The sequence below is a fragment of the Actinosynnema sp. NPDC053489 genome, assembly GCF_044544865.1.
GTDB lineage: Bacteria > Actinomycetota > Actinomycetes > Mycobacteriales > Pseudonocardiaceae > Actinosynnema.
Window position 1 is genome coordinate 288,160 of sequence record NZ_JBITXT010000009.1, and the last position, 26,493, is coordinate 314,652.

At 72.8% G+C, this 26,493-nt stretch carries 28 protein-coding genes; 12 read left to right on the forward strand and 16 right to left on the reverse strand.

Translation table 11 applies throughout. The annotated features are described in order from the left end of the window. Window positions 1-21: 21 nt before the first annotated feature. From ACIGNX_RS22455 to ACIGNX_RS22465, 3 genes are all read right to left on the reverse strand, one after another. Window positions 22-543, reverse strand: coding sequence for a SigE family RNA polymerase sigma factor (locus ACIGNX_RS22455; protein WP_396542616.1), 522 nt, complete (start codon window positions 541-543; stop codon window positions 22-24). Window positions 544-637: 94 nt separating this feature from the next. Continuing rightward, window positions 638-1,036, reverse strand: coding sequence for a hypothetical protein (locus ACIGNX_RS22460; RefSeq protein WP_396542617.1), 399 nt, complete (start codon window positions 1,034-1,036; stop codon window positions 638-640). A gap of 159 nt (window positions 1,037-1,195) precedes the next feature. Then, window positions 1,196-1,618 carry a hypothetical protein gene (locus tag ACIGNX_RS22465; RefSeq protein WP_396542618.1) on the reverse strand — a complete coding sequence of 141 codons (423 nt, stop codon included), beginning with the start codon at window positions 1,616-1,618 and terminating at the stop codon, window positions 1,196-1,198. A 478-nt stretch (window positions 1,619-2,096) separates the two neighbouring features. Between ACIGNX_RS22465 and ACIGNX_RS22470 the strand changes: the two genes are divergently transcribed. After that, window positions 2,097-2,471: a hypothetical protein gene (locus tag ACIGNX_RS22470; RefSeq protein ID WP_396542619.1), complete on the forward strand. Its 375-nt coding sequence runs from the start codon at window positions 2,097-2,099 to the stop codon at window positions 2,469-2,471. A 101-nt stretch (window positions 2,472-2,572) separates the two neighbouring features. Beyond that, window positions 2,573-3,112 carry a CGNR zinc finger domain-containing protein gene (locus ACIGNX_RS22475; RefSeq protein WP_396542620.1) on the forward strand — a complete coding sequence of 180 codons (540 nt, stop codon included), beginning with the start codon at window positions 2,573-2,575 and terminating at the stop codon, window positions 3,110-3,112. Here the strand turns inward: ACIGNX_RS22475 and ACIGNX_RS22480 are convergent. Beyond that, a complete protein-coding gene (locus ACIGNX_RS22480) occupies window positions 3,070-3,483 on the reverse strand; it encodes a hypothetical protein (protein WP_396542621.1) in 414 nt (137 codons plus the stop codon). The two genes, ACIGNX_RS22475 and ACIGNX_RS22480, sit on opposite strands and share 43 nt — an antisense overlap. Before the next feature lie 190 nt (window positions 3,484-3,673). On the opposite strand from ACIGNX_RS22480, the gene ACIGNX_RS22485 reads away from it, so the two are divergent. Further along, entirely contained in the window at window positions 3,674-4,069 is a 396-nt protein-coding gene (locus ACIGNX_RS22485) for a RidA family protein (RefSeq protein WP_396542622.1), read from the forward strand. A 102-nt stretch (window positions 4,070-4,171) separates the two neighbouring features. Here the strand turns inward: ACIGNX_RS22485 and ACIGNX_RS22490 are convergent, their stop codons facing one another. Continuing rightward, on the reverse strand, window positions 4,172-5,344 hold the full coding sequence (locus ACIGNX_RS22490) for an MFS transporter (protein WP_396542623.1): 1,173 nt from the start codon (window positions 5,342-5,344) through the stop codon (window positions 4,172-4,174). Window positions 5,345-5,356: 12 nt separating this feature from the next. Next, complete coding sequence (locus ACIGNX_RS22495) at window positions 5,357-6,799, reverse strand: FAD-dependent monooxygenase (RefSeq protein WP_396542624.1); 1,443 nt, start codon at window positions 6,797-6,799, stop codon at window positions 5,357-5,359. 133 nt (window positions 6,800-6,932) lie between these two features. On the opposite strand from ACIGNX_RS22495, the gene ACIGNX_RS22500 reads away from it, so the two are divergent. Then, on the forward strand, window positions 6,933-8,741 hold the full coding sequence (locus tag ACIGNX_RS22500; protein WP_396542625.1) for a M60 family metallopeptidase: 1,809 nt from the start codon (window positions 6,933-6,935) through the stop codon (window positions 8,739-8,741). Between the two features lie 152 nt (window positions 8,742-8,893). On the opposite strand, the gene ACIGNX_RS22505 is transcribed toward ACIGNX_RS22500, so the two are convergent. From ACIGNX_RS22505 to ACIGNX_RS22515, 3 genes are all read right to left on the reverse strand, one after another. Beyond that, window positions 8,894-9,694 carry a S1 family peptidase gene (locus ACIGNX_RS22505; RefSeq protein WP_396542626.1) on the reverse strand — a complete coding sequence of 267 codons (801 nt, stop codon included), beginning with the start codon at window positions 9,692-9,694 and terminating at the stop codon, window positions 8,894-8,896. 529 nt (window positions 9,695-10,223) lie between these two features. Then, window positions 10,224-11,021 carry a lytic polysaccharide monooxygenase gene (locus tag ACIGNX_RS22510; protein WP_396542627.1) on the reverse strand — a complete coding sequence of 266 codons (798 nt, stop codon included), beginning with the start codon at window positions 11,019-11,021 and terminating at the stop codon, window positions 10,224-10,226. Window positions 11,022-11,668: 647 nt separating this feature from the next. Further along, the gene (locus tag ACIGNX_RS22515; RefSeq protein ID WP_396542628.1) at window positions 11,669-11,794 is read right to left on the reverse strand and encodes a hypothetical protein; all 126 of its coding nucleotides are present in this window, start codon (window positions 11,792-11,794) and stop codon (window positions 11,669-11,671) included. 56 nt (window positions 11,795-11,850) lie between these two features. Here ACIGNX_RS22515 and ACIGNX_RS22520 point away from each other — a divergent pair, with 56 nt between their 5' ends. Then, a complete protein-coding gene (locus ACIGNX_RS22520; RefSeq protein ID WP_396542629.1) occupies window positions 11,851-12,294 on the forward strand; it encodes a hypothetical protein in 444 nt (147 codons plus the stop codon). 287 nt (window positions 12,295-12,581) lie between these two features. On the opposite strand, the gene ACIGNX_RS22525 is transcribed toward ACIGNX_RS22520, so the two are convergent. The 7 genes from ACIGNX_RS22525 to ACIGNX_RS22555 form a co-directional block, all read right to left on the reverse strand. Further along, complete coding sequence (locus tag ACIGNX_RS22525) at window positions 12,582-13,175, reverse strand: NADPH-dependent FMN reductase (protein ID WP_396542630.1); 594 nt, start codon at window positions 13,173-13,175, stop codon at window positions 12,582-12,584. Between the two features lie 10 nt (window positions 13,176-13,185). After that, the gene (locus tag ACIGNX_RS22530; protein ID WP_396542631.1) at window positions 13,186-13,731 is read right to left on the reverse strand and encodes an NUDIX hydrolase; all 546 of its coding nucleotides are present in this window, start codon (window positions 13,729-13,731) and stop codon (window positions 13,186-13,188) included. 2 nt (window positions 13,732-13,733) lie between these two features. Next, entirely contained in the window at window positions 13,734-15,047 is a 1,314-nt protein-coding gene (locus ACIGNX_RS22535) for an NtaA/DmoA family FMN-dependent monooxygenase (protein WP_396542632.1), read from the reverse strand. Between the two features lie 24 nt (window positions 15,048-15,071). Continuing rightward, window positions 15,072-15,875, reverse strand: a complete 804-nt coding sequence (locus tag ACIGNX_RS22540; RefSeq protein WP_396542633.1) for a creatininase family protein — start codon at window positions 15,873-15,875, stop codon at window positions 15,072-15,074. Continuing rightward, window positions 15,872-16,738, reverse strand: coding sequence for a hypothetical protein (locus tag ACIGNX_RS22545; RefSeq protein ID WP_396542634.1), 867 nt, complete (start codon window positions 16,736-16,738; stop codon window positions 15,872-15,874). The genes ACIGNX_RS22540 and ACIGNX_RS22545 overlap by 4 nt, the downstream gene beginning before the upstream one ends. Window positions 16,739-16,762: 24 nt before the next feature. Further along, a complete protein-coding gene (locus ACIGNX_RS22550) occupies window positions 16,763-17,320 on the reverse strand; it encodes a nucleoside 2-deoxyribosyltransferase (RefSeq protein WP_396542635.1) in 558 nt (185 codons plus the stop codon). A 207-nt stretch (window positions 17,321-17,527) separates the two neighbouring features. Then, complete coding sequence (locus ACIGNX_RS22555; RefSeq protein WP_396542636.1) at window positions 17,528-19,066, reverse strand: MFS transporter; 1,539 nt, start codon at window positions 19,064-19,066, stop codon at window positions 17,528-17,530. A gap of 295 nt (window positions 19,067-19,361) precedes the next feature. Between ACIGNX_RS22555 and ACIGNX_RS22560 the strand changes: the two genes are divergently transcribed. The 7 genes from ACIGNX_RS22560 to ACIGNX_RS22590 all read left to right on the forward strand — a co-directional run bounded on the left by ACIGNX_RS22560 (window position 19,362) and on the right by ACIGNX_RS22590 (window position 26,492). Next, window positions 19,362-19,739, forward strand: a complete 378-nt coding sequence (locus tag ACIGNX_RS22560; RefSeq protein WP_396542637.1) for a winged helix-turn-helix transcriptional regulator — start codon at window positions 19,362-19,364, stop codon at window positions 19,737-19,739. A 797-nt stretch (window positions 19,740-20,536) separates the two neighbouring features. Continuing rightward, a complete protein-coding gene (locus ACIGNX_RS22565) occupies window positions 20,537-21,679 on the forward strand; it encodes a glycine cleavage T C-terminal barrel domain-containing protein (protein ID WP_396542660.1) in 1,143 nt (380 codons plus the stop codon). After that, entirely contained in the window at window positions 21,672-22,709 is a 1,038-nt protein-coding gene (locus ACIGNX_RS22570) for an FAD-dependent oxidoreductase (RefSeq protein WP_396542638.1), read from the forward strand. The genes ACIGNX_RS22565 and ACIGNX_RS22570 overlap by 8 nt, the downstream gene beginning before the upstream one ends. Next, entirely contained in the window at window positions 22,706-23,686 is a 981-nt protein-coding gene (locus ACIGNX_RS22575) for an aldo/keto reductase (protein ID WP_396542639.1), read from the forward strand. The genes ACIGNX_RS22570 and ACIGNX_RS22575 overlap by 4 nt, the downstream gene beginning before the upstream one ends. Window positions 23,687-23,690: 4 nt before the next feature. Beyond that, window positions 23,691-23,972 carry a hypothetical protein gene (locus ACIGNX_RS22580; protein WP_396542640.1) on the forward strand — a complete coding sequence of 94 codons (282 nt, stop codon included), beginning with the start codon at window positions 23,691-23,693 and terminating at the stop codon, window positions 23,970-23,972. A 1-nt stretch (window position 23,973) separates the two neighbouring features. Next, the gene (locus tag ACIGNX_RS22585) at window positions 23,974-25,716 is read left to right on the forward strand and encodes a carbamoyltransferase (protein WP_396542641.1); all 1,743 of its coding nucleotides are present in this window, start codon (window positions 23,974-23,976) and stop codon (window positions 25,714-25,716) included. Beyond that, window positions 25,713-26,492, forward strand: a complete 780-nt coding sequence (locus ACIGNX_RS22590; RefSeq protein WP_396542642.1) for a class I SAM-dependent methyltransferase — start codon at window positions 25,713-25,715, stop codon at window positions 26,490-26,492. Before ACIGNX_RS22585 ends, ACIGNX_RS22590 begins: the two co-directional genes overlap by 4 nt. Window position 26,493: the final 1 nt, after the last annotated feature.

The window sequence follows — 26,493 nt, forward strand, 5'->3', positions numbered from 1 at the left end:
CTCCGTCCGCGCGGGTCGAGATCACCGGGGGCGGCGCTCACCACACCGCTCCCCCGTTCCGCTCCGGCACGCCGCCAGCTCGCGGCGCAGCGCCGCGAGCCCCTTGGCGCACTGGCTCTTGACCGTTCCCTGGCTGCACTTGAGCAACCTCGCCGTCTGCGCCACCGACCGGTCCTCCCAGTACCGCAGCACCACGGCGGCCCGCTGCCCCGGCGGCAGCGAGGCCAGCGCCGCCCGGACGTCCACGCCGCCGCCCGGGTCCGCCTCGGACCCGGGCACGTCGGGCAACGAGGCGACCGGCCTCTCCTGTCGCTTGAGCGGTCGGCCGTGGTCGATCGCCGTCCGCAGCAACACCTTGCGCCAGTACGCGTCGACCGCGTCGAGCCGCACCACCCGCGTCCACGCGCGGTAGAGCTTCAGCAGCGTGGTCTGGGCCAGGTCCTCCGCGAGGTGCCAGTCACCGCACAGCAGGTAGGCCGTGCGCCGCACGTCCGGGCGCCGGGCGCGCACGAACGCGACGAACTCGGCGTCCTCGTCCTCCACCGCTCACCTCTTCGACCCCGGGAACGAGCGCACGCGGAACGGGCCCGGTCGCACCACCGCGGTGGTGGGACCGGGCCCGTCGGCAGGGCGGCCGTCAGTACGGCAGGACACCGATCTGGTGGTTGGCGCGCGTGCCCCACGCCTGGACCAGCGTCCGCGAACCGGTGTAGGTGTACCGCGTCGCCGTCGTGAAGAACGTGGAGCCGCTGGACTGGTCGTGCAGCTCCACGACGAACGGCCGGTTGGTGTCCATCGGGTACTGCGCGCACTCGTTCTTGAACACGAGCCTCGTCGACAGCGAGGTGGTGGTCGTGTAGGCGTTGATCCGCACCGAGGGGAACCAGGCGGAGACCACGTAGTCGGCGTAGTTGCACAGCCGGAACGTGCTCGACGCGGCGTTGGCGGTGCCGCCGGCGCCGAGCGACGCGACGACGGACAGGACCGCGCCGGCGAGCGCGGCGACGGCGGTGGAGCGCTTCTTCAAGGCTGGCATCCGATCGGGCCTCTCGTGTCGGGAGGGAGAACGGCACCGATCATGCGCGGGGCGGCGGGGTTCCCGATCCCGCGGAGGGCGACCGCTGCGCGAAGTGCCGGCCGGTTCTTCCCGGACGTGCGACCGTGCCCGCGGACGTGCGACCCGTGCCCGGCGGCCTCAGCGCCCGTGGGGCCGGAGCCGGTCCAGCCGCGGCTTCTTGGCCTCCTCCAGCGCTTTGATGTACTTCGGGAGCGCGTCGAGCGCCCACCGCAGCCGGCCGCCGCCGACCTGCTCGGCGAACACGGCGTCCACGACGGCGCGCTCCACGTCCGGGTGGATGCGGCGCAGGTCGGCCAGCGTCGTGCCGCGCAGCAGGTCGACCACCCTCATGCGCTCGGCCACCGCGTCCAGCGTGCGCTCCAGCTCGCCGATCACCCGATCGGCCTCCGCCGGCTCCAGCGCGATCCGCCCCTCGACCACCAGCCGGAGGACCACGTCCTCGGTGCGGAACGGGTCCGGACCACCCGTCGGGGCCCAGTCACCCGGCGACCACTCGCCGGGTGCCCGATCACCGGGGGACCACCCGTCCGGGGCGGTCATGCGCGTGCACGCGAGTCGGCCGGGCAGGTACCCGCGCGCCGCGCGGTGCGCGGTGCGGGCATCGGTGCCCGGGGAGCGGAACGCCGCTGCGCGAAGACCACGGTTCGACTCCTCAACCTCAAGGGTGGATCAAGCCGAACACGGGGCGGCCGACCCGGGAAGGCGGTGGCCGGCACCGTGCCCCTCCGGGCCGCCGTCGGTGCCCCTTCGGGCACGTCGCGGTGGGCCGATCGCCCGCCCCCGTCCTCCCGAGCGCCGCAACCCCGCGTCGGTGCCCCGTGCGACGTCCGTCCACTCACGACACCGTAACGGCCGGGCGACACCACCGGCACAATCCGTTGCGGGACAAGGCAAAACTCCCCGCTCGGGCACGATGGCGTGCACGTTGAGGCACGACGGGAGCCGCGCACGGCGGCAATCGCGCGGCAGGCGGCCAGACTCCGTGTCGACACGCAAACACAACCACCGAAGGAGCACCGTGCGCGCGAAGTCGTTCCTCCGCAAGCTGACCCTCTCCGTGATGGCCGTCGCCGCCCTCGGCACCGTGTCGGCCACCGCCGCATCGGCCGACACCGCGTCCCCCGTCAGGTACGGCTTCACCCTCTGCAACTACGCCGACGAGTTCCACGTGTTCGCCTCGTTCGCCAAGACCGGCATCAAGACGAACGTCGCCTGGACCAACCAGTGCATCACCTCGACGCACCTCGCCGGTGAGACGATCTACATCCACGTCGTCAACGACAAGTCGGGCTACGCCACCAAGACGTACGCCATCCCGAGCGGCGCCTACGCCCAGCAGGTCACCACCAAGGGCACCTACTCCGCCCCCTCCGTGGTGATCCCGGCCCGGTAGGGCCCACCGGTCCGTGCCCCGGGAGGTGGTCGACCCCGCCTCCCGGGGCACGTTCGCGTCCGGTGGTGGCGACCGGTTGACGTCACCATCAGAATGGTAACGTGCACGTCTTCGTGAGCGGTCGGGTGTCGCTGGACCTGGCGGGAACGCTGAAGTGGCGGCGCGGCGAGACCGAGGAGCTGTTGCCGGACGGCGCGAGCGCCGCCGACTGGGTGGTGCGGGCCGGGTTGCTGACCCGACCGCCGCTGGTGGACGACGCGGGGGCCGCCCGGGTGCGCGTGCTGCGCGAGCTGGTGTACGACGCGGTGCGCGTGGACGCCGACCGGCGGGTGGACGTGGACGGGCTCCAGTCGTTCGCCGACGCGCCCCCGGTGCGGCCGGTGCTGGTCGACGGCCGCGCGGAGCGGCACGGCGACCTGGCGGCCGCGCTGTCCACCGTGGCGCGGGACGCGATCGAGCTGATCGGGTCGGCCGAGCTGGAGCGGGTGCGCGAGTGCGGCAGGCCGGAGTGCACCCGGCTGTTCGTGGACGACTCGCGGGGCAAGCCGCGCCGGTGGTGCGGCATGGCCGAGTGCGGCAACCGGATGAAGGCCGCCGACTACCGGCGCAGGCGTCGCCTCGCGCAGGCCGACCCGTCCTGACGCGCCGCTCGCGCGGCGACGTCGACCTCGTCCGGGCCGCCCACCTCGACCACCACCCGGCCCGGCAACCCGGCCGCGCGCAGCAGCACGTCCGTCCGGCCGAGCGTCGAGTCGGGCCCGATCCCCTCCCGGACCGAGGTCGCGCGGCACCAGGTGCGGCATCGGCAGCCACCGCCCGAGCCGGCGGAGCGCACCCCGCTCGTCCTCCTCGTCGGGGACGAGCGCGTACGCCACGAGGTCGGCCAGGTAGGGACGTGCGCCTGCCGGCGGAACCGGACGGCCGGGAACAGTCCGGCGCGGGCGACCTCCAGCACGCGTCGGCGGCACGCCGCGATCCCGTCCTGGCCGGGGTCCGCCGGCACGAGGCCCACCCGGGCAACCGACAGGGGAAGGCGCGAGCGGTCCGCGCCACCGGTGGTGTGCGCGTCCGGCGACCGCCCCTGCCCGAACGCGCAACCGGTTCGCCTCCCGTGCAGTCCGGTGTGGACGGTCGATGTCCTGTGTGACGCACTCGTCCGACGCCGGGCTTGACCGGCGTTCGCGGCGGGGCAATGGTTGGCCATGCTGACACGCACCAATCCCGCCGGCCTGTTCGCCGCACCCGAATTGATCAGCCAGAGCGTGGCCGTGCCCGGCCTGGTGTTCCTGTCCGGCCAGGTGGCCTGGAACGCCGACGGCGAGCTGGTCGGCGCGGGCGACCACGCCGCCCAGGCCGAGCAGGTCGCGCGGAACATCGACATCGCGCTGGCCGCCGCCGGCACCGACCGCGCGCACGTGGTCAAGGAAACCGTCTACGTCGTGGACCACGCGCCGGAACTGGTGCCCGCCATCCTCGGGCCGCTCCGCGCCGGGGTCCCCGCGCCGCCCGCGAGCACGCTCGTCGGCGTCGCGGCGCTGTTCCAGCCGGGTTTCCTGGTGGAGGTCGACGTGGTGGCGGTGGTGCCGGACCGGGCGTGACCGCGCGCCGCGCCGTCGCTCCCGCGCCGTCGTTCCCGCGCCGTCGTTCCCGCGCCGCCGTTCCCGCGCCGCCGTTCCCGCGCCGTCGTCACCGCGCCGTCGTCACCGCGCCCGGCGGCGCAGGACCCGGAGGGCGGCGCCGACGACCACCAGGACCGCCGGCGCGGCCGTGTGGACCGCTGCGACCGGCGCCACCCCGAAGCGGTCCGCGGCGATCCCCGCCGCGACGGCGGGCACGCTCGTGCCCAGGTAGCTGATCACGTAGAACGCCGCGACCAGGCCGGCCCGCTCGTGCGGGGCGGCGAACGGCGCGACCGCGCGCAGCCCGCCCACCAGGCCCGCGCCGAACCCGACGCCGGCGACGGCCGTGCCCGCCAGCAGCGCCGGCCCCGAGGACCACCACACCCCGGCGAAGCCGGCCGCCGCGCCCACCGCGAGCGCGCCGGCCGCGACCTCCACCACGACCGCGACGGCCACCGACCGCAGCGCCCACACGGCCAGCGCCCCGGCGGCGAAGAACGACGCCACGAACAGGCCCGCGCCCAGCGCCGTGCCCGCCCCGACCACCGCGCGGGCCAGGTTCGGTCCCAGCGACAGGTGGAACCCGCCCAGCGCCCACGACGCCACGACCACGGGCGCGACCCGGGCCAGGGGCGGGCGGGCGGCGGGCGGCACGCGGACCGCCGGGCGCGGCGAGAACCCCGCGCGCCGCGCGCCGATCGGCTCCGGCGCGGCCAGCACGACCCCCGCGAGCAGGCCGAGCACCAGCAGCAGGCCGGCGAACAGCACCCACGGCGCGGGCAGGCGGTCCACCAGCGCGCCACCGCCCGCCGCGCCGACGGCCATGCCGGCGACCGGCGCCACGCTGTTGACCGCCGCGCCGCGCTCCCGGTCGACGTCGAGCACCCATCCGCCGAGCGCGCCCGCGGCGGCTCCCGTCGCCACGCCCTGCGCCGCCCTGGCGACCAGGAGCGGGGTCAGGCCGTCGGCGAGCGCGAACACCGCCATCGCGGCCATGTCGAGCCCGAGCGCGCCCAGCACGACGGGTCGCCGCCCCACGTGGTCCGACAACGAGCCGACCACCAGCAACGCCGCCAGCAGGCTCAGCGCGTAGGTCGCGAACGCGGCCGTCAGGGCGCTCGGCGGCAGGCCCCACGACCGCTGGAGGACCGGGTACAGCGGGGTCGGCGCCGCCGCCGCGGCGAGGAACGCCACCTGCGCCGACGCCGGCAGGACGACCCCTCGACGACGCGCGCCGGCGCGGACGCGGTCCACCGGTGCCCGCCCTCAGCGGCGGATCGCGGCGAGGGCGGCGGCGGGCAGGTCGTCGCCCGGCCGGCCGACCCAGGCCACGTGCCCGTCGGGGCGCACCAGGGCGGCGCGCACGTCCTCCCACCCGGACCGACCGCCCGCGGTCACCCCGCGCAGCACGGTCAGGCCGGGACCGGCGTCGCCCGGGTCGGCGTCGGCCACGTCGGCCAGGTCGCCGGCCAGGTCCAGCAGCACGCGGCGGTCCGGGCGCAGCGCGGCGAACAACCCGCCCAGGTCGGGCGCGCGGCGGCCGACGAGCGGGTGGGCACCGTCGACCGGGTAGGCGACGGCGAGCGCGGAGAGCCGTTCGGCCAGCTCCCGCGACACGCCCGGGTGGGCCGCGACCAGCCCGCCCACCAGGTCGCGCAACGCCAACCCCTCCGGGGTGAAGTCCGTCATCAGCGCGGTCTGGGCCTTCGCATGGGCGAGCAGGTCCGCGCCCACCGGCCGCCGTTCCGCCTCGTAGGAGTCCAGCAGGGTCTCCGGGGCCCAGCCGCGCAGCACCGCCACCAGCTTCCAGCCCAGGTTCACCGCGTCCTGCACCCCGACGTTGAGGCCGACCCCTCCGGTCGGGAAGTGCTGGTGCGCCGCGTCGCCCGCGAGCAGCACCCGCCCCGACCGGTAGCGGTCGGCCAGCCGGGAGGCGTTGCCGAACCGGGACAGCCACGACGGCTCCCGCATCCCGAAGTCCGTGCCGGCCACGGCCCGGGTCTTGGTGCGCAGCTCCTCCAGGGTCAGCTCGCCCGGCCAGTCGGTGCGCACGTCCTCGGGCGTGATGCCGACCAACCGGTGCCGACCCGGCGACAGCGGCACGGCCATCACCAGGCCGTCGGCGGTCACCCGCGTGACGGGACCCGCGGGCGGCTCGTCGAGCACGACGTCACCCAGCCAGCCCAGCACGCGCGACTCCGTGCCGGAGAAGCCGATGCCGACCGCCTCCCGCACGGTGCTGCGCGTGCCGTCGCACCCCACGACGTAGGCCGCGGCCACCGCGTACCGCCCCTCCGGGCCCTCGACGCGCACCTCCACCGACCCCTCGCCCCGCGCCACCCCGACGACCCGGTGACCGCGCCGCACGTCGACGCCGAACCCGCGCGCGTGCTCCTCGAGCAGCTGCTCGGTGCGCACCTGCGGCAGGGCCAGCGTGAACGGGAACGGCGTGTCCAGCACCGAGAAGTCCAGGCGCTGGTCCAGCACCGCGAAGTGCCCGCCGGGGATGCGCCCGCCCTCGGCGAGGAACCGCTCGTGCAGCCCCCGCGAGGCCAGCAGCTCCAGCGTGCGCGGGTGGATCGTCAACGCCTTCGAGCGCGGGTCCGGCTCGTCCCGCGCCTCCAGCACCACCACCGACACCCCGCCCGACCGCAACTCCGCCGCGAGCCACAGCCCGACCGGGCCCGCACCGACCACCACCACGTCCACGACATCCTCCTTTGGTCACTGACCAATTATGTCGTCCAGCCAAGTTGGTCAGTGACTAATAATCAAGGGTGGAGGTCGAGACCTCGACCACAGCGGGCACGCGGACCGGAAACCGGCGAGCGGGACGCGTGCGGTGACGAAGGCCGACCTGCGGGACGCGACCCTCGGCCGGCCCGACATCACACGATGCGGTGGCCACCTCTTCGCCGGCGATGCCGTGCCCGAGGTCGGGTATCCCCACGGAACCGTGCCCGCACACAGGAGTGCCGACCGCGACGGAGGGCGACATGTCCCAGAACCGCCCTTCCGGGGAGGTTCCCGGGAGTTCGCCGAGCCTCGACGAGGAGTCCTGCCTGCCACCTCCGTGGCGGGCACGCACCAGGGGTGGAAACCCGGGGCAGCGGTCGCGCGAGGCGCCGAACAAGGCTGCTCCCTGACGCCACACCCACCGCACAGCGCGGTGGCACGCCATCGGACGTCCGATGGACCTCCCACTTCCAACGGCGGAACACCGCCACGACGAGAGGACCGGTTCTCCATGGGAACGAAGATCGGTTTCGTCGCCGGACCGGGTTACGAGGACGAGTCCTGGCGCCTGATCACCCTCCAGTACCCGACTTACGGCCTGCGATCCACCGGCCTGTACGCGGTCAAGGACAAGGAGTTCACCGTGGAGGTGACGCTCGACGGGTCCGAGGCGCCGCGGGCGATGGCGATCAGCGTTGGACCCGACGTCATCTCGGACCAGGCGAAGGAGGCGCGCTACTACACGCTGGAGCCCGGCAACAACAAGATCACCGACAAGTACGGCGGGATGGTCTACGTCTCCGTGACCGGCTCCAGCGCGCAGAAGATCACGGCCGACTTCTCCGGCCTGCGGGAAGCGCCCTACTTCGAACTGGGCAGGACAACCGGTGAACAGTGGCGCGAAATGCTCGAGAAGCGCCAGACGCCCTATGCTGAACTCGTCAGCCCGCACCTCGTCATCACCGTCACCCGCAAGACGGCGATCACCTACCAGGACGAGGACCAAGCCGCCGTGCTCAACGCCCTCGAGAGCTCGGCCACCGTGTGCGAGGAGACCGTCGGACTTTTCGGGAAGTCGAGCTGGACACCCGGAGCCGACGATCGAAGCCCGTATTCCGAGCACTGCGTGGAGTGCCATGAGAAGTGGAGTTACGGTTACGCGTACGCGGCGAGCGGCCACCTCGGTTTTCCGGCCGACCAGGGGTCGATCGTGCACGTCCTGACGAGCGAGGGCGCGGATCAGTACTGGTGCTTCGCCCACGAGTTCGGCCACCACCGCGAGTCCTGGTTGTTCACCCCCGATGACCTCACCGACGTGCACAACAACGTGCTGTCGCTCGCCGTCGGACGTTCCCTGGGGAAGAGGTCCCGGCTGCTGGACCAGTCGGAGGACGGCGAAGACCACTACGACCTCGCGTTCAAGAAGATCGACAGCGGCACGGCGTTCAACCAGTTCGACCACTTCGAGCGGCTGGTGATGATGGAACAACTCCGACTCGCGTACGGCAACGGTTTTTGGCCCAAGCTGTTCACGCTCTCGCGGAAGGCCAAATTCGACAAGGACTCGCGCAACGACCAGCAGAGGTTCGACACGTTCTTCGAACTCGCGTGCCGGGTCGCCGGGCACGACCTCACGGAGTTCTTCACCGCCAAGTGGCGCATGCCGGTCAGCCGCGAGGGCAAGAAGGTGGTCGCCGACCTGAACCTCCCCAAACCCGACGAGGACCTGAGCAAGCTGCGCGAGCCGAAGGCGCGCACCGGGGTCGCCGCGGCAGCCGGGGTGGCACCCGTCCCCGGCGGCACGTACCACTGCGGTACGCAGGACGTGCGGGATCTCGTCGCATCAGAGCCGGCGGTTTCGGCGCCTCCTCAGGAACGCCGGGATCCGGTGATGCCGCCACGTGATCGAGTCTGAGACCGTCGACCCGCGAGCTCGGATCCGCTTGGGTCAACGCCCCTTCCGACGTCGGAACGCCGTCGGAAGGGGCCGGGTGCGCCGGCACCGGCAGGGCCCACGCCTGCTTTCGCACGTCGGCCGCGACCCGGCCGGTCCGGCGGTGTTCGCGGTCAGGGCAGCGGACCCGTGATCGTGGTGATCCAGGTGCGGTGGCGGGTGGCGTCGGTGTGGATCGAGGGCTGTGCCCCGCAGAAGCTACCGGTGAGGCGGCTGCTGAGCCCGACGAGCCGGTATTCGGGGTAGGTGATCTGCGGGCCCCCGGAGTCACCCCAGCAACTGCCGGCGTTGTTGTTGGGGTTGTGCGTGCACAACTCCTTGTCCCGCAGCGCGGGGGCGCACCGGGCCGGCTCGCTGATCGAGGTGTTGAGCCAGTGCAGGGTGACCGGAAAGCCGCACTGCGCCCACTGGCTGGGTTCCGGACACGTGTTGCCCCAACCCAACAGGCGGGTCGGTGTGCCGGGCACCGCCTCCGCGGACGTCGCGATCCGGAGGGGTTCCTGGGGCGCTGAGCCGAACAGCCTGAGCACCGCGATGTCGTTGCCCTCGCTGACGTCCACGAAGTCGGGATGGACGCGGGCCTCCAGGATGTTGAGCACGGTCCCACCCGCGGTGCGGTCCTGGGTACCGATCCGGGCCTGGTGGTGCATCGGACTTGTCCAGTCGTTCACGCAGTGGGCGGCGGTGAGCAACCACTCCGGGGCGATCAGGACCGCCCCGCAACCGTGTTCGCCCGTGGCGGCCGACTGCAACGACGCCATGAACGGGTAGACCTGCGCGGTCGGCGACCCGTTGGCGATGCGCGGCCGTGGTGCTGCCGACGTTCCGGCTGTGCCGTGCGCTGGGAGGGCGCAGGAGATCAGCAGGGCGAAGAACCCGCAGAGGAGAGAGCTGGTCCGGCGGCGGGAGAGCATGGTTCATCAGTCCTTACGGAACGTCGAGGCACGTGCGATCGACGGGCCGGCAGGGCCTGCGCCGATGGGATTCGCGGCGAGTACGCGGTTGTCAGCGGTGCGCGCTTGGCGCCGAGCCCCGCGTTCGGGGGTCGACTCGACGTCTGGAGCGTTGATCAGGCTGCGTTCGCACTCGCGGCATACAAGCAGAACCCGGCCGGTTCTCCCTTGTCGTGTGCGTCGGATGCACCCGGTCGGGATCGATCATCCACCCGAAGGTTCATCCTCGGGGTGTCGTCGGTGACGCCCTGCGGCCGGTGCCGGGCTCGGCGCGTCGATCGGGCCACCGGGGTGGGGTCGTCCTTGTTCGCCGTCGACTCGGGCGGCTGTGCGGCGCTGGTAGGTGGGCGGACCGGACATCGCCCCCGCACGGCGGCACGTTGCGGACTCGGGGGTCGGCGCGCGGCTGGTGGCGGAGTTCCCGCGTTGACGGGTCCGGCCGGGACGACTCGCGTCGTCCCGGCCGGAGGGGGTCACCCGCTGTGGACGGTCAGAGCCGCTGCCACAGGGACGGGGTGTTCGAGGGCTCCCACCCGGTCAACGCGGTGTGGCCCTGGATGCACCGGTACGACGAGCCGCCGTAGGTCACCTGGGCGCCGGTTGCGTACGCGGTGCCCGCCGTCCACGCGCCACCCGACGGGACAGTGGTGGTCGTCGTGGTCGTCGTGGTGGTCGTCGGACGCGTCGTGGTCGTGGTCGGCGTCGTGGTCGTGGTCGGCGTGGTGGTCGTGGTCGTCGGACGCGTGGTCGTCGTCGGGTCGGGACCGCCCGAGCCGACCTGGAGGTCGACGCACGAGTAGAACGCCATCGCCGTGTCCGCGATGTTCCACACGGCCAGGACCTTGATCCGCCCCGTGCGGCCGCCCAGGCTCACCGCGTGCGTGACGGTCGCACCGGGCTGGCGGCCGTAGTCGTTGAACTCGGCGATCTTCGTGCCACCCACGAAGTACTGCCACGTGGTGGTGGCGTGGCGGGCCTCGATCACCCAGTTGAACGACACGTTGTCGGTGACCGTCGTCGCCGGCCACGGCTTGCTCTCGTCGCTCAGCGGAGCCCAGCGCGCGTCGCCGCCGTGGCAGTTGGTCAAGCCCTTCGGACCTTCGACGCTGGCCGGTTCGTAGATGATGTCGCCGCACTGCTTGACCCGGCCCGACGCGCACATCGCCTGCCGGCTCGGCGGCGAGCTGATGTACCCGTGCGCGCTGGCCGTTCCGGCTGCCACCACGACGATGAACGGGGCGATCCCGACACCGGCGAGGAACACCGCGAGTTTCCGTCTCAAACCCATTGTCCAGCTCCTTCGCAGGGAACCCGAGGTTTCCCTGGGCACGATCCGAATCCCCGGCGGCGGGATGGCCCGGCGGATGACAGCACGCAGGAGCGCTGGCACGCACCGTAACGTGGTCTAGACCATAATCGCGGACGTCGCCCTTGGTCAAGAAACCGAAAGGAGCTGGACCAACCAGCCGAAACCGACCGCGCGACCGGACCACACCGACCGGCGGGCCACCACTGCCGACGAACGGCAGGAGCGGCTCGCCGATCACCTCACGCCACGTCGAACCACCGCGACAGGCGCTCACGCCGGACAGCGGGGGCCCGCCCACCAGGTCAGCCCGTACGCGGGTCACGGCGGTCCAGCCCGTCGAGGTGGTGCGCTCGTGGACCGGTACCGACAGCGCCACGGAACTCCTGGTCAGTGGACACCGCGCGCAGCCGCGCCTGCTCCGCCATCCACTCCCCCGCCGGGTCGCTGTTGCGGGAGCAACCAGGATGCCTGGTGCGGCGACCCGCCGAACGGCGACGAAGAGCGAGCAGATCGTTCATCGGGCCCGAGGGTGGCCTGCAGTGGCGGACCTCGAATACGACATCGACACCGGCAAGCCCGGCACCGCGCGGCGCGTCAACCGCATGAAAACGGCGGTTGAGGGCACCTCACGAGGGGTCGAGCGCACGTGCGACGTAGAGACCGCCGTTGAGGTGGCCCAGGAACGCGTCGACGGTCCCGTTGTCGAGCGCCTCTTGCGCGGCCGCCCGCACGTTGGGACCGGCACCCGTCATCGCCTGGTTCGTCGCGATCCGCGATCCACCGGATCGGCGCTGCCGCACTGGCGCTGGTGATCCCGACGACTCTGGTGCTGTTGGGCGCGGCGCCGGTCGGTGCGGTGCAGCAGGACGTCACCTGCGCCGGCACCGCCACCACCACCACCAACCTGATCTACAGCCCGTGCGTGTCCAGCGATCCCACCCTGACCGCGGCGACCAGCGGGTCCACCTTCACCGGGCCGGGCTCCTGCCTGACGCTGCCGGGCTTCTCCTCCGGGACCTCCGTCCTGACCTGGAACAACGGCAACACCAGCACGTTCGCCTTCAACGCCACCACGGCCATCGTCGGCGGCAACGTCGTGATCACCCGCACCGGCACCATCACCGCCGGCCGGTTCGCCGGCGACACCGCGATCCGGGTCGTCACCTATCCCGCCCCCAATCCCCTGGGCTGCCTGACCACCGGCGTCACCTCCCGGACCGGTGTCGTCACCCTCACCATCACCTCACCCTGACCACCGTCGGAGCGAGGGGACGGCGTAGTCGCGAACACGGACATCCCCGCCGGCGACCCGACAAGCGAGCCCCCGTCGCGAGGGAGGTCGACCGCGGCTTCCGCCCGGCGGTGTTCAGCCGGCACCGAGCCCCTGGCCCGCACGGCTCCGGGAGTCGTTGCGGTCACGCGCCGTCGACCGAGTTCCCCGGCAACACGGACGCGGGGCCGGTCGAGTCACCCGGTGTGACTCGACCGGCCCCGCCGTGGTCCGGACCGAACGGCTGGGGGATCGCCGGTCCGGATGACTCAGCCGGTCGGAACGCCCGCTACCTGCGGTTCGGCCGGCAGGCCGTGCGACCGGGCGGTGCGCAGGGCGCGAGCCCACCAGGTCAGTTCGTTGAGCAGGCGCAGCGCGGCCGTTTCGGCGGCCACCCGATCCAGCGGTTCGCCCTCCTCGTCGAAGCAGGCCCGGGCACCGTGGAAGCTGACCGTGTCCCGGATGGACACGGCGTACAGCTCCGCGAACACCAGCCGGAGCGCTTCGACCGCGCGCAGCCCGCCGGACAGGCCGCCGTAGCTGACGAAGCCGACCGGTTTGCGGTGCCACTCCTGGTTGAGGCTGTCGATCGCGTGCTTGAGCAACCCCGGGTAGCTGTGGTTGTACTCGGGCGTCACGACGACGAAGGCGTCCGAGCCGCCGACGACGCGTCGCCACTTCGGCCCCTGCGACGGATCGGACCACAGTCGCGGGGTGATCACCTCGTCGAGGTCGACGCACGTCACGACGAGTCCGTCGTGCTCGCGCGCCCGGCGCAGGAACCAGTCGGCCACGACCGGCGCGAAGCGGCCGGTGCGCAGGCTGCTGGTGAGGACGGTCAGCACCAGTGGGTCGTCACTCATGTCAGCCCTTTCAGCTCAGCGACCCGACCCGGAGCCGGTCCAGCGCGAGCGCCGCGTCGATGGCCCCGTTCGCGTCGTCCAGCAGGCCGGCGTCGGCGAGGATGCGGCGGTCGGTGGAGTGCACGTCCAACTGGTCCGGCCGGACTTGGGTCGCGCCACCGCCGTTGTCGCCCACGAAACCCGCGGGCAGCAGGTGGGGTCCGGTGGCGAGGAAGGCGAACAGCAGCACGTGGTAGGCGCCGGGGTCCGGGGCCTCGGCGACGACCTCGTAGCTGCCGATCGGTTCGAGGGAGTGCGGGGGCACGCTGATGCCGGTCTCCTCGAAGACCTCCCGGGCGGCGGCGTCCCGGACGAACTCGCCGGGCTCGACGCCCCCGCCGGGCAGCATCCAGCGCCCCGCGAACGGCCCTCCCTTCTGCCTGACGAACGTCGTGGTCCTCCCGGGGCCGCCCACGACCACCACCGCGGCCGGGATGATCGACCCGTAGCGGGGGTCGCCGCGCCAGTCGGCCGCGCGCAGCGGTGACGTCGTGGTGGCGCGCACGGCGCCCGTCACGGTCAGAACTCCAGGAGCCGCTGGCGCAGCGTCCGCCCCGGCTCGTAGCGGTCGCGCGCCAGGCCGCGGCGCTGGAGCGCGGGCACCAGCCCTTCGGTGACGTCGGCGATGTAGCGGCGGTTGAGGCGCAGCAGCGGCGTGGTGAGCATGAACCCGTCGCCGCCGACCTCGGCCATCACCTCGCCCATCCGCTCGGCCACGGTGTCGGGTGAGCCGATCAGCTCGACCGAGGACACCAGGCCGCCGGCGTTCTCCACGACGAGCTGCCGGAGCGTCTTGCCGCTGCCCCACTGCTGGAACTGGTCCAGGGTGCCCTTCTCGCCGTTGGTCTCCAGGCGGTGGGGCAACGGCTGGTCCAGGTCGAACCGCGCGAAGTCGATCTGGGTCAGCGCGGACACCTGGACCAGGACGTCCTGGATGAACTCCGGGGCGTTCACCATCCGCTCGTGGCGTTCCCGGGCCTCCGCGTCGGTCTCGCCCAGGGTGGGCGTGACGCAGAACAGCACCTTGATCGAGTCCGGGTCGCGCCCCTGGTCCGCGGCCTTGGCCCGCACGTCGTCGCGGAACCGCTTCATCTCCTCCGGTCCGTTGGCGATGGCGATCACCGAGTCGGCGTTGCGGGCCGCGAACGCCCGCCCCCGCGGTGAGGCCCCCGCCTGCACGAACGCGGGCCGGTGCTGCGGCGAGGGCACCGTGTTGAGCGGACCGCGGCTGGCGAAGTACTTGCCGCGGAAGTGGATCGGCCGCACCTTGTCCGGGTCGGCGAACACGCCGCGCTCGCGGTCGAGCACCACGGCGTCCGCGTCCCACGAGTCGAACAGCTGCCGCACCAGGTCCACGTACTCGTCGGCCATCTCGTAGCGCTGTTCGCGGGGCGGCAGCTGGTCCATGCCGAAGTTCTGCGCGGCCAGGTCCTCCGCGCTGGTCACGATGTTCCAGCCGAACCGACCGCGCAGCAGGCTGTCCATCGTGGAGGACAACCGCGCCGTCATGAACGGCGGGTAGGCCAGGGTGGACAGGGTGGCGACGATGCCCAGCTCCGACGTCGCCTTGCCCATCGCGGCGGCGAGCGGCACCGGGTCGTGCTTGGGCGCGATGGCGGCCTGGCGCAACGCCGCGGCGGCGCTGCCGCCGTAGGTCTCGGGGACCATCAGCTTGTCCTCGATGATCACGTAGTCGAAGCAGGCCCGCTCCAACGCCCGCGCCACGCCGATGTGGAACTCGCCGTCCCAGGGATTGCCGCCGTTGCCGAAAGGCCCCTGCCAGTCGTCGGTGGTGAAGTTCAGGATGAAAGCCAGGTGGAAAGGGGTTGGCATGCCGGTGGTGTCCTTCCGGTGCTGTCACGGACGCGGTCGAGGGGATTCGCCCGCCCCCGTCGGCCGGGTCAGGCCGAACCCGCGGCGGACCTCGGCGGCGGCCCGCTCGGTGACGTGGTCGAACAGTCGCCGCCCGGCCTCCGCCGAGGCACCGGAGGTGCGGGACAGCACGCCGCCGGTGCTCGCGACTGCGGTGTCGAGGGGGTGGGCGTAGACGCCGGCCGGCGGCGGGTTCTTGTGATCAGGTCGTTCGTCCCGCACCAGGTCCGGGCGCAGGTGCAGCACGAGGCTGGTCTCGGTGTGGCCGGCGTGTTCGGCGTGCCAGCCGGGGAAGTGCTCGTCCTGCTCGCGGGCCCACGCCTCGTCCACCAGGCTCCACCAGCTGAACACCAGCACCTCGCGGTCGTGCAGCGGACCGGCGACGCACGCCTCGTCCACGGCTTCCAGCAGCAGCGCCTCGTTCTCGAAGTGCCCGTTGAGCACGACCAGTCGTGCGAACGGCAGCCGTGCGAGCGAGCGGAGCACCGCCGCGAGGTAGCGGATCAGCTCGGCGCCGGTGGCGTAGAGGGTGCCGGGGAAGGCCGGTCCTCCCCCGCTCTGGGGCAGGGAGCGGGCGCCGAGGTGGACGACGGGCAGGACGAAGCCGTCCAGCCGCGCGGCGAGGTCGTGGGCGAACGCCTCGGCCAGCAGCGAGTCGACCGCCAGCGGCAGGTGCGGCCCGTGCTGCTCCGTGCTGCCGACCGGCCACACCAGGGTCGCGCCGCGCACGGCGTCGTGGACCTCGGCGCTGGTCAGTTCCGCGTACGGGCGGCCTCGGCGAGGGCTCATCGCACGACCTCTGCCGCAGCGCCCGGCAGCGCCGCCACGTCGCGCACGATGCGGTCGAGCGTGCCGTACATGTCGGTGTGCAGCGCGGTGTAGACCTGCGCGACACGCGCGCCGACAGCCAGGTAGTCCTGCACGTCCCGGGCCGACTGCACGCCCCCGATGCCCAGCACGGGAGCGGAGACGCCGCTTTCCCGCAGTGCCCAGATCGCACCCAGGACCAGCGGTTTGATGCCGGGACCGGAGTAGCCGAACACGCCGCCGAGTTCCAGGCCGCCCCCTGCCGCCACGGCGGCGGCGGGGATGGTGTCGCTGATGCTCAGCGCCGTCGCGCCACCCTCCAGCGCGGCCAGCGCCCGGTCGCGCAGGCCCTCGCCCACCGCGAGCTTGACCGAGAACGGGATGGCCGTCGCGGCGCGCGCGGCGGACGCGTAGGCGAACACGCGTTCCGGCGTGTCCTCCAGGCCGTCCTCCTCGTTCAGGCAGGAGATGCCCAGTTCCAACGCCCCGCACCCGGTGTCCGCCACGGCCGCGGCCAGCTCGCCCAGTTCGGCGGGGTGGTCGGCGTGCACGGAGGCGATGACCGGGAGGGCGTCGGCCGCGAAGTCGCGCAGGTAGCCCAGCCACTCGTCCACCGGGCGCTTGGAGTAGGTGGTGCTGTTGAGCATCCCCGTGGGCAACCGCAGGATGCGCTCGTCCAGGTCGCGGGGCGGCGAGGGGTGGATGGTCTTGGTCACGACCGCGCCCGCGCCGACCTCCAGGAGCCTGCGGATGTTGCGCGCCTGGTCGGTGAGCAGGCCGGAGCCGACGACCACGGGGTTGCGCAGGCGCAGGCCCAGGACGTCGACGTCGTGGTTGGTGTGCACGGTTCGCCTCTTCTCTGCTGCCGGTCAGGCGCGGGCCAGGACGACGCTGCTGCGCACGGCCTCGCGCTGCCGCTTCGTGGCGCGCAGCACGTGCTCGACGAGCAGGAACGGGGCTTGCGCGAACCGTTCGACGTCGAGCAGCTGCACGTCCCCGACCCGGTGCAGGCCCTTGAGCAGGTGACTGGCCGACTCGACGATCGGCTGCTGGGTGATCAGCACGATCGGCCTGCCCAGCGCGGTGGCCCAGCCCAGTTCGACGTGCGTGCCGTCGGTGCGCATCAGCACGCCGTCCTCGGTCACCGGCAGCACGGGGATGAACACGTCGCACTTGGACATCCAGCGCAGGTCGCGCGCGGCGACCTGCTCGGGCGTGTAGTGGGCGGTGCGGTCACCGAAATGCTCGACGGTGTGCGCCGAGTAGATGTTCGCCCCGTATTCACGAAGCGTTTCCATGACGAGCTTCAGCGTCCGCTCCAAATCGGAGGTGAACCCGTCCGGCGATAACGCGTGTTGTATCGGTCCCCCGACGAAGAGGTCGAGCCCGTTCAGGACTTCGGTGCCGTTATCGGCTTCTCGTGACACGATCTACCCTTCACTGCAGGTCGAACCGGTCGCATGAGTTTTACAATTTTGTTGCGCACCTGACTTCCACACTGAAGTTGCCAGGTGCCCGACAAGCCGGACATCCACCGTTGGAGTGAAAAATAAACTCTGGCTACGAAATAAAAAGGGGGCACGCCGATTTCCCGTCACCACGGGAGTGGCGACGGGAAGGCGTGCCCCGAGCGGTCAGGCGCGGACCGCGCGGTCGGGGCCGGCGCGCAGCAGTGCGCACGTGAGCGCCGCCATGCCCAGCAGCACCACCGCGCCGACGCCGAGGGCGAACCGGGTGCCGTACCCGTACGCCTCCGCGGCTGAGGCGAGCAGGGCCGCGCCCTCGGGCTCGGGCAGCTCCGCGGCGGCCCGCTCCGCCGCCGCCACGGAGGAGCGGGCGGCGGTGGCCCGGTCGGGGTCGAAGGAGGCGGGGACGAGCAGCGACAACCTGTAGACGAGGGCGGCCACGCTGCCCAGGGCCGCGATGCCGATGCCCGACGACAGTTCGAACGAGGTCTCCTGGATGGCCGCCGCCTCGCCGGCGCGCTCGGGCCGCACCGCGCTCGTGATCGAGTCCGCGCCCGTGGTCATGATGATCCCCGCGCCGAACCCGGCGACCACCAGGACCGCGGCCAGGGCCGCGTAGTGCTCGCCGACCGGACCGAGGGCGAAGGCCGCCAGGCTGACGCCGAACACCGCGAGCGCCGCCGTCATCGCCGCGCGGTGCCCCAGCCTGGCCGCGATCCACGGCGCGGTGGTCGCGCCCACGGCGTTGGCGACGGCCAGCGGCACGATCGCGAACCCCGCGGCCAGCGGGGTCAGGTGCCGCGATTCCTGCAACCACTGCATCAGCAGGAACAGCATCGCCACGTACGAGCCGAAGCACGCGAACACCGCCGCCACCGCCACGCTGAACCGCCGGTCGCGGAACAGGGACAGGTCCAGCAACGGGTGCGCGATGCGCCGTTGCCTCAGCACGAACCAGACCAGCACCGCCGTCCCGGTCAGGCCGCCGACCACGACCGCCGGGGTCACCCCTTCCGGCGCGGTGGCCTGCTTCAGGCCGTAGGCGAACCCGCCGAGGCCGATCACCGACAGCACCACGCTCATCGCGTCCCACCGCCGCGGCGCGGGGTTGTGCGACTCGGGGATGACCCACAGGCCCACGGCGAGCACCACCACGACCACCGGCACGTTGACCAGGAAGACCGAGCCCCAGTGGAAGTTCTCCACCAGCAGGCCGCCGACCAGCGGGCCGAGGGTGGTGCCCACGCTGTGCGAGGCGGTCCACAGGCCGATGGCGAAGGCGCGCTCCCGGTCGTCGGCGAACACGTTGCGGATGATCGCCACCGTCGCCGCGATCACCAGGGCGGTGCCCACGCCCAGCAGCGCCCGGGCCCCGATCAGCTGTCCCGTGGTCCGCGCGAACGACGCGATCAACGACGCGGCGCCGAACAGCGCGAACCCGCTCAACGCGATCCGCTTGCGGCCCAGCCGGTCGGCCAGCGAACCGCACACGATCAGCAACGCGGCCACGACGAGCGAGTACACGTCCACGATCCACAGCAGGGCCGGTCCGCTCGAGTCCAGTTCCCGGGCGATGTCCGGCACCGCCACGTGCAGCACGGTCAGGTCGAGACCGGCCAGCAGCAGGCTCGTGCACAGCACGGCCAGGACCAGCCAGCGCCGCCCCTCCCGCGGGGGACTCTCCGCGGGACGACTAATCGACTTCACCCCACTGTTCTCACGGAAAACGCGGCACCGGTCAAGTAGTGAACCGGTTGTGCCTAGGTCACAACCGGTATACCCGTGCTGGTCGGAACCGTTGCGCCGAAACGGTGTGGAGTGAATCTCATCCGAATTGGGACCAGTGGCCGACAGCGCCGACCTACGCCGAACGGGACCCCCGATCACTCGAACCGGGGCACCCCTCATCACGGAGCGAAACCGCCACCCGCCGGTACGGCGGAACGAACGCCCGGGGTTGGGCCGGCCAGGGGTCGGGCAATAACCGCGCTACACTGGGAGCATGAGGCAGGTACGGGTCCGGGTTCGCGAAAAAATCGACGACGTGGCCGATTTCTGCAATGTCGAAGTCGCTTTCGCCGTCGTCGGCGGCAAGTGGAAGATGCTGATCGTCAAGTACCTCCTCCCCGGCCCGCTGCGCTTCGGCGAACTCCGTCGTGCCATGCCGTCGGTGACCCAGCGGATGCTCACCCGGCAACTCCGCGAACTGGAGGAGGACGGTCTGGTCCACCGCACCGTGCACGCCGAGGTACCGCCGCGCACCGAGTACGGGCTGACCGCCCTGGGGCATTCGTTGGAACCGATCGTCGAAGGTCTCGACGAGTGGGGCCGCCGTTACCGCGACGAGGCCGCCACCGCGGAGCCGCGAGCGACCCGCTGACGCCCTGCGGTGCCGCGAACCCCCACGGGAGGGGTTGGCACGCCCGCCCGCACCGGCGACCGCAAGCCCGACAACCCACTCCGGCCTCGGCGCGGCTTGGTGACCGCACGGGGACAGCCCGTCGAGGAGCGGTCCACCGGGAGCCCCGCGCCAACGCGTTCACCGACTCCCGGGGGACTTCACCGGATCGGACCGCACCACCCGGCGTGCCCCGCCGGCGCGCCGAGGTGACTTCGGTGGAGCACGGCAACCGCGCGACGTGACCAGCGGACGGCGTGACACCTCGTTCCGCGGACCTCGCCGGGACGAGGGCGGCTCCGGTCGTGGCCACCCGACCGGGTGCGCGCCGACGCGCACCCCGTGAGCAGGGAGATCCGCGAGCGCGCCGGTTCGGGAGGGATGTCCCGGAACGCCGCCGCGACCGGCTCCGGTCGCGGCGGGCACGTCCGGGAGGCGTCAAGACCCCGCGGCGGTTCGACTTCGGTGTCGTCGCCGCGGAACGGATCGGCGAGCCGGCCCGCGACGAGTGCGGAATTGAAGATCGAAACCGGTTCGGAAGTGCGATCACGGCCGTCGCATTGTCCGTATTCCAGTTCACCCAGAAGTTTTTCGGACCACGAGGTTCATTTACTTGCATTCACCCGGATGGCGGTGCCGCGCCTCCCGTACCAGTCGCAAGGTGGAGTGCGGGGAAGGGGATGCGAATGTATTTGTTGACACGACGGGAAGTGCATCACCGAGAATTCGACCTGAACCTCCGCAATCCGTTGTCGCTGCCTGGCGCGGTGTGGCGGATCGTGCCCGCCGGGGACCTCTTCGCAGCTCAACGCGTTCTCGGCCTGCGCGCCGTCGATCCCGGTGGCATATTCGCGCTCTCCACCCAGGCGCTCGGGCCACCACCCGAATGGTGCGTCCTCGGGGATAACGTCATCGGCGTCTCGGGCTGGCCGGGGGTTGCGCTGGAAGACCAGTACCGGGCTGTGCACAGCGGCGCGGCGGCGTTTATCGCAGCCGCCATGCTGTATTTGACGGTGTCGGGATCGGACGCGGGCGCCGCGTTGGACGCCTTGTCGCCGCGAAAGGTGTCGGACCTGCCGGTGGGCGGTGCGCGGTTCGTGCTGTTCACGACTCCGGCGGGCACCGTGGACGAGGAGGCGGTGGTCGTGCGCACCGGGCCGCAGGAGTTCGTCTTCTCCTGCGGCGGCGGCAAGCCGCCGGGGTGGTTGGAGTCGGTGGCGGCGCAGTTCCCGGACGTGCGGGTCGGGCCGGCCGAACTGTTCAGCTTCAACATCAAGGGGCCGCGCCGGCTCGCCGCCGTGCAGAGCCTGGTCGCCGAGGCCGACCGGGAGCGGATCGCCGCGCTGGGACCGTTCCGGTCGTGCCTGGTCCGGCCGCTGGTCGGGGACACCGCGCGGGTGGTCCGCACGATCATCGGCTACGAGGTGTGGGCGCGGCACGACGTGCTGGCGGCCGTGTGGCGGCAGCTGATCACCGAGCGCCCCGACGTCGTGCCCTCCGCGTGGGAACTGCTCAACACCTACCGCCTGGAGTGCCGGGACATCGTGTTCGCGCTCTACCCCGTGGACATGCACTCGGGCACCACGCTGTGGGAGGTCGGCCAGGGACGGGTCGTGCGGCGCGGCGACGACCACGACTACGTGGGCCGCAAGGCGCTGCTGGACACCCGCGACACGCCCCGGCTGTGGCTGGCCGGCCTCGTCGGCGGAGGCGGCGCGCCACCGCCGGCCGCGGGTGCGGAGGTGTTCGACCGCGAGGGCAACTTCCTCGGCCACGTCACGAGTTCCGCGTTCTCCCCGCGCCACGGCCGCGCCCTGGCCTTCGCGCACCTGCTCCCGCACTGCCCACCGGGGCAGGAGGTCGTCGTGGGCGGCGACAGGTGGACCACGACGACCCTGCCCATCGGAGCGGGCGGTGCCTGAGCACACCGACGTCGTGGTCGTGGGCCTGGGCGTGATGGGCAGCGCCGCGACCGCCGCGCTGGCGAGGTCCGGCCGCAGCGTCGTGGGCGTGGACGCCCGGTCGCCCGCCCACCGCGACACCGCGTCCGCCGGCGAGTCCCGGATGCTGCGCCGCGCCTACCCGTCCCACCCCGAGTACGGGCCGCTCACCGGGCCGGCGCGGACGGCGTGGCTGCGCCTCCAGGAGCGCACGGGCACGAGGGTGTTCCTGCCGACCGGGGGTCTGCTGATCGACCGTCCACAGGGGATCGAGGAGGCGGTGCGGGCGGCGGAGCGGGACGGCGTCCCCTACCGGGTCGTCACCGGGCCGACCCACCCGCCGCTGCGCCCGGACCCGGACGCCGTGGGCTTCCTCGACGTCGAGGCCGGCGTGCTGCTGGCCGAGCCGGCCGTGCTGGCGCTGCAGGCCGAGGCGGTCGGCCACGGCGCGCGGCTCCGCTTCGGCGCACCGGTGGACCCGGCCGACCTGCTGGACCGCTGGACGCGCCACCACGAGGTCGCGGGCATCCGCGCCGACCGGCTGGTCCTGGCCCTGGGCGCGTGGCAGCCCGCCGTCGGCGCGTGGCCGCCGACGACTTTGGAGCGCACGGTCTCGTTCTGGTTCGACCCGGGTGGGCACGACCTCGGCCGCCTGCCGTTCACCGAGTGGAACGACCCGGACTTCTGCCTGCTGCCGGCGCTCCCCCGGGGCGTGAAGGTGAAGTTCCACCACACCGGCGAGCCCACGGGCCACCCGCCGAGGCCACCGGACGCGGCGGAGGTCGACGCGGCGCGGACGAGGCTGCGCGACCTCACCGGCCTGGACCTGGAGCCGCGCGACGCCGTCGCGTCCTGCTACGCCAACACCCCGGACGGCCGGTTCGTGGTCGCACCGCACCCGGACGCGCCGGAGGTCGTGGTGGTGTCCGCGTGCTCCGGCCACGGCTTCAAGTTCGCCCCGGTGCTGGCGGACCGGGTCGTGACCCTGACGGACGAGAGGAGGGCGGCGTGAGCCGGAAGTTGGCGGACCTGGAGGTGTCCGACCTCGGGTTGGGCTGCATGGGGATGAGCGCGTTCTACGGACCCGCGGACGACGCCGAGAACCTGGCCACGATCCGACACGCCCTGGACAGCGGTGTCACGATGCTCGACACCGCCGACATGTACGGCCCGCACACCAACGAGGAACTCGTCGGGCGCGCCATCCGGGGGCGTCGTGACGAGGTGGTGGTCGCGACCAAGTTCGGCATCCTGACCACCGACGACCCGATGGCCAAACCGGTGCGCGGTGACGCCGCGTACGTCCGCGAGGCGGTCGACGGGTCGCTGCGCCGCCTGGGCGTGGACCACATCGACCTGTACTACCAGCACCGCGTCGACCCGACCGTGCCGGTCGAGGAGACCGCGGGCGCGCTCAAGGAACTGGTGGAGGCGGGCAAGGTGCGGCACATCGGCCTGTCCGAGGCCGGTCCGGCGACGATCCGCCGCGCGCACGCCGTGCACCCCGTGACGGCCGTGCAGAGCGAGTGGTCGCTGTGGTCGCGGGACATCGAGGACGAGGTGGTGCCGACCTGCCGGGAACTGGGCATCGGGGTCGTCGCCTACTCCCCGCTGGGCCGGGGCCTGCTCGCCGGTCGGTTCACCTCGCGCGGCGACCTCAGCCCGCAGGACTACCGCCTGTTCGAGCAGCCGAGGTTCGCGCCGGGCCACATCGACCGCAACGTCCGGCTGGCCGCCGCCCTGGCCGAGGTCGCCGCGCGGCTCGGCATCACCCCGGGGCAGGCCGCGCTCGCGTGGGTGCTGCACCGCGGGCCGGACGTGGTGCCCTGCCCGGGCACCACCAAGCGCGACCACCTGGACGAGAACCTGGCCGCCGCACGCGTCCGCCTGAGCCCGCGGGACCTGGCCGACGTCGAGGCGGCCGCCGCCGTGCACGAGGTGGGCGGTGGGCGGACCGCGCCGGAGCACGCCGGCCTGCTGAACGGGTGACCCGGTGGACGACTGGGCCGACCTCACCGTGCCGCTCACCCGAGCCCTCGCCGCCGCCCGCGACCGGCGGGCCGCCGACCCGGCCGTGCACGTCGCGGCCGAGCTGGTGCAGGCCGCGCCGGCCGCCGTCGAAGCGGCGCGGCACGGGCAGCGCGGCTTCGGGATCGTGCTCGACCACGTGCGGGCCGCCGCCGTCGCCGCCCGGTTCGGCCTCGTGGCCGAGACCGACCGCCTGCGGCTCGCCCGTGCGGACGCAGTGACCACCTGCCAGAGAGGGGGACAGTGACGTGCTGGTGCTGGGCCTGAACCTCAGCCACGACCGCTCGGCGTGCCTGATCCGCGACGGGGAGATCGTCGTGGCCGTCGAGGAGGAGCGGCTGGACCGGATGAAGCACTCGGAGGGCTTCCTGGTCCACGGCTACTTCGAACGCCTGACCAAGACGTTGCCGATGCGGTCGGTCACCTACTGCCTGGACGCCGCGGGCGTCGGCATCGACGAGGTGGACCTGGTGGTCGGCAACCGACCGCTGCACGACGGTGCGGTGCGCCGCCTGCTGCGGGAGCTGCCGATCCGCGACAAGTCCAAGGTCCGGGAGCTGCCGCCGCCGTCGCACCACCTCGCGCACGCCTACTGCGCCTACGCGACCGCGCCGTTCGACGACACGGCGATCCTCGTGGTGGACGGCATCGGCAGCCGGCTGCCCGGCTCGGACCGGCTGGAGAAGCACTCCTTCTTCCACGGCCGCGACGGCCGCGTCACGCCGGTCGCCGCGACCAGCTACGACGCCGACTTCGGCACCGTCGGCCTGGGCCTGTTCTACGAGTTCTTCACGGCCAAGCTCGGCTTCGTCACGCGCTGGGGCCACCCCGGGTTCGGCGTGTTCGGCTGCGGCGGCTACCTGGAGGCGGGCAAGACCATGGGACTGGCCCCGTACGGGCGTCCGCGCCCGGACTGGGGGCCGCTGCTGGAGCACGAGGACGACGACGTGACGGTGCGGGTGCGCACGCTGGAGGAGGCGTTCACCAAGTGGCTCGCCGCCGAGGGCGAGGAGTTCGCCGCCGCCGGGACCGACTCGTGGCGCACGGCGTTCGCCCGGGACGTGGCGCGCAAGGCGCAGGACGAGCTGGAGGAGGCGATGGTGCGCCTGGCCCGGCGCGCCAAGGAGCTCACCGGCGCGTCGCGGCTGTGCCTGACCGGCGGCGTGGCCCTGAACTCGGTGGCCAACCAGCGGATCGTGGCGGAAGGGCTGTTCGACGAGGTGCACATCTCGCCGCCCGCCGGTGACGCGGGCATCGCCATCGGTGCCGCGGCCTACGGCTACCACGAGCTGCTCGGCGGCACGCGGCGCGGCCGGTTCACCACCGCCGGAGTCGGGCGCCGCTACTCCGAGGACGACGTGCTCAGGGCGTTGGACGACGTCCGCGACCGGGTGCGGGTGCGACGGGCCGGGACGGACGAGGTGGCCCGGCTGATCGCCGACCGGCACGTCGTGGGCTGGTTCCAGGGCGGTTCGGAGATCGGCCCGCGTGCCCTCGGCCACCGCAGCCTGCTCGCCGACCCGCGGCACCCGGCCATGCGCGACTACCTCAACACCGTGGTGAAGCACCGCGAACCCTTCCGGCCGTACGCGCCGTCCGTGCTCGCCGAGCACGCCGGCGCCTGGTTCGACCTGCGCGGCGACAGCCCGTACATGCTGCTGGTGCCACGGGTGCGGCCGGAGCGGCGCGACCTCGTGCCCGCGATCACCCACGTGGACGGCACCGCGCGCGTGCAGACCGTGGAGGCGGGCGTGAACCCGCCGTTCCACGCGCTGATCCGGCAGTTCCACGCCCTGACCGGGGTGCCGCTGCTGCTCAACACGTCGTTCAACGACGCGGGCGAGCCGATCGTCGAGACCCCCGCGGACGCCCTGCGCACGTTCCTGCGCACCGAGATCGACCACCTGTACCTGGGCGGCCTGCTGGTCGACAAGCCCGGCCGGGTGCTGCCCGTCGGCCACCCCGCGACCCTGGAGGAGGACCACGCATGACCGAGGACGCGAAACCCGGCGACGCGTTCGGGGAGGTGCTGCGCGCCGTGCTGGCCCGGCACCGCGGCCTGGAGCAGACCAGGTCGATCGGACCCCGCACGCCCCGCCCGGTGGTCGAGATCGTGGAGCGCGACGACGGCTTCATCCGCGGCGGGCCCGCCGACTGGTACCTCGCCGGTCCCGACGAGTGGTGGCCCAGCGAGCAGAAGGCGCTGGAGCGCATGGTCGGCCGGGTGCTGGACATCGGCGCGGGGGCGGGGCGGGTGGCGCTGGCCCTGCAGGACCGGGGCTTGGACGTGACCGCGCTCGACCCGTCCGCGGGCGCGATCGAGGTGGCCCGGGAGCTGGGCGTGCGCAACCTCGTCCGGGCGACGACCGAGGAGCACGTGGCGTCCGGCGAGCGGTATGACACGTTCGTGTTGTTCGGCAACAACCTCGGCCTGCTCGGGCCCCGCGACCACGCGCACCGGTTCCTCGCCGACCTCGCGGCGCTGGCCCGCCCGGGCGCGCGGATCGTCGCGCAGGGCACCGACCCGCACCACACCACCGACCCGCTGCACCTGGCCTACCACGAGCGCAACGTCGCCCGGGGCAGGCCACCCGGCCTCTACCGCCAGCGCGTCCGCTTCCGCGACCTGGCCACGGGGTACCTGGACTACCTGCTGTGCTCGGCGGAGGAACTGGTCGACCTCGTCGCGGGCAGCGGGTGGGCGGTGGTCGACGTGGACGAGCAGGACGCACCGCTCCTGATCGCCACCCTGGCGCTCGAAGGCTGAC

Coding starts and splice junctions, on each gene's coding strand:
- ACIGNX_RS22460 (WP_396542617.1), bottom strand. CDS start 1,036: ATGCCAGCCTTGAAGAAGCGCTCCACCGCCGTCGCCGCGCTCGCCGGC.
- ACIGNX_RS22465 (WP_396542618.1), bottom strand. CDS start 1,618: ATGACCGCCCCGGACGGGTGGTCCCCCGGTGATCGGGCACCCGGCGAG.
- ACIGNX_RS22485 (WP_396542622.1), top strand. CDS start 3,674: ATGCTGACACGCACCAATCCCGCCGGCCTGTTCGCCGCACCCGAATTG.
- ACIGNX_RS22505 (WP_396542626.1), bottom strand. CDS start 9,694: ATGCTCTCCCGCCGCCGGACCAGCTCTCTCCTCTGCGGGTTCTTCGCC.
- ACIGNX_RS22510 (WP_396542627.1), bottom strand. CDS start 11,021: ATGGGTTTGAGACGGAAACTCGCGGTGTTCCTCGCCGGTGTCGGGATC.
- ACIGNX_RS22515 (WP_396542628.1), bottom strand. CDS start 11,794: ATGACGGGTGCCGGTCCCAACGTGCGGGCGGCCGCGCAAGAGGCGCTC.
- ACIGNX_RS22525 (WP_396542630.1), bottom strand. CDS start 13,175: ATGAGTGACGACCCACTGGTGCTGACCGTCCTCACCAGCAGCCTGCGC.
- ACIGNX_RS22535 (WP_396542632.1), bottom strand. CDS start 15,047: ATGCCAACCCCTTTCCACCTGGCTTTCATCCTGAACTTCACCACCGAC.
- ACIGNX_RS22540 (WP_396542633.1), bottom strand. CDS start 15,875: ATGAGCCCTCGCCGAGGCCGCCCGTACGCGGAACTGACCAGCGCCGAG.
- ACIGNX_RS22560 (WP_396542637.1), top strand. CDS start 19,362: ATGAGGCAGGTACGGGTCCGGGTTCGCGAAAAAATCGACGACGTGGCC.
- ACIGNX_RS22590 (WP_396542642.1), top strand. CDS start 25,713: ATGACCGAGGACGCGAAACCCGGCGACGCGTTCGGGGAGGTGCTGCGC.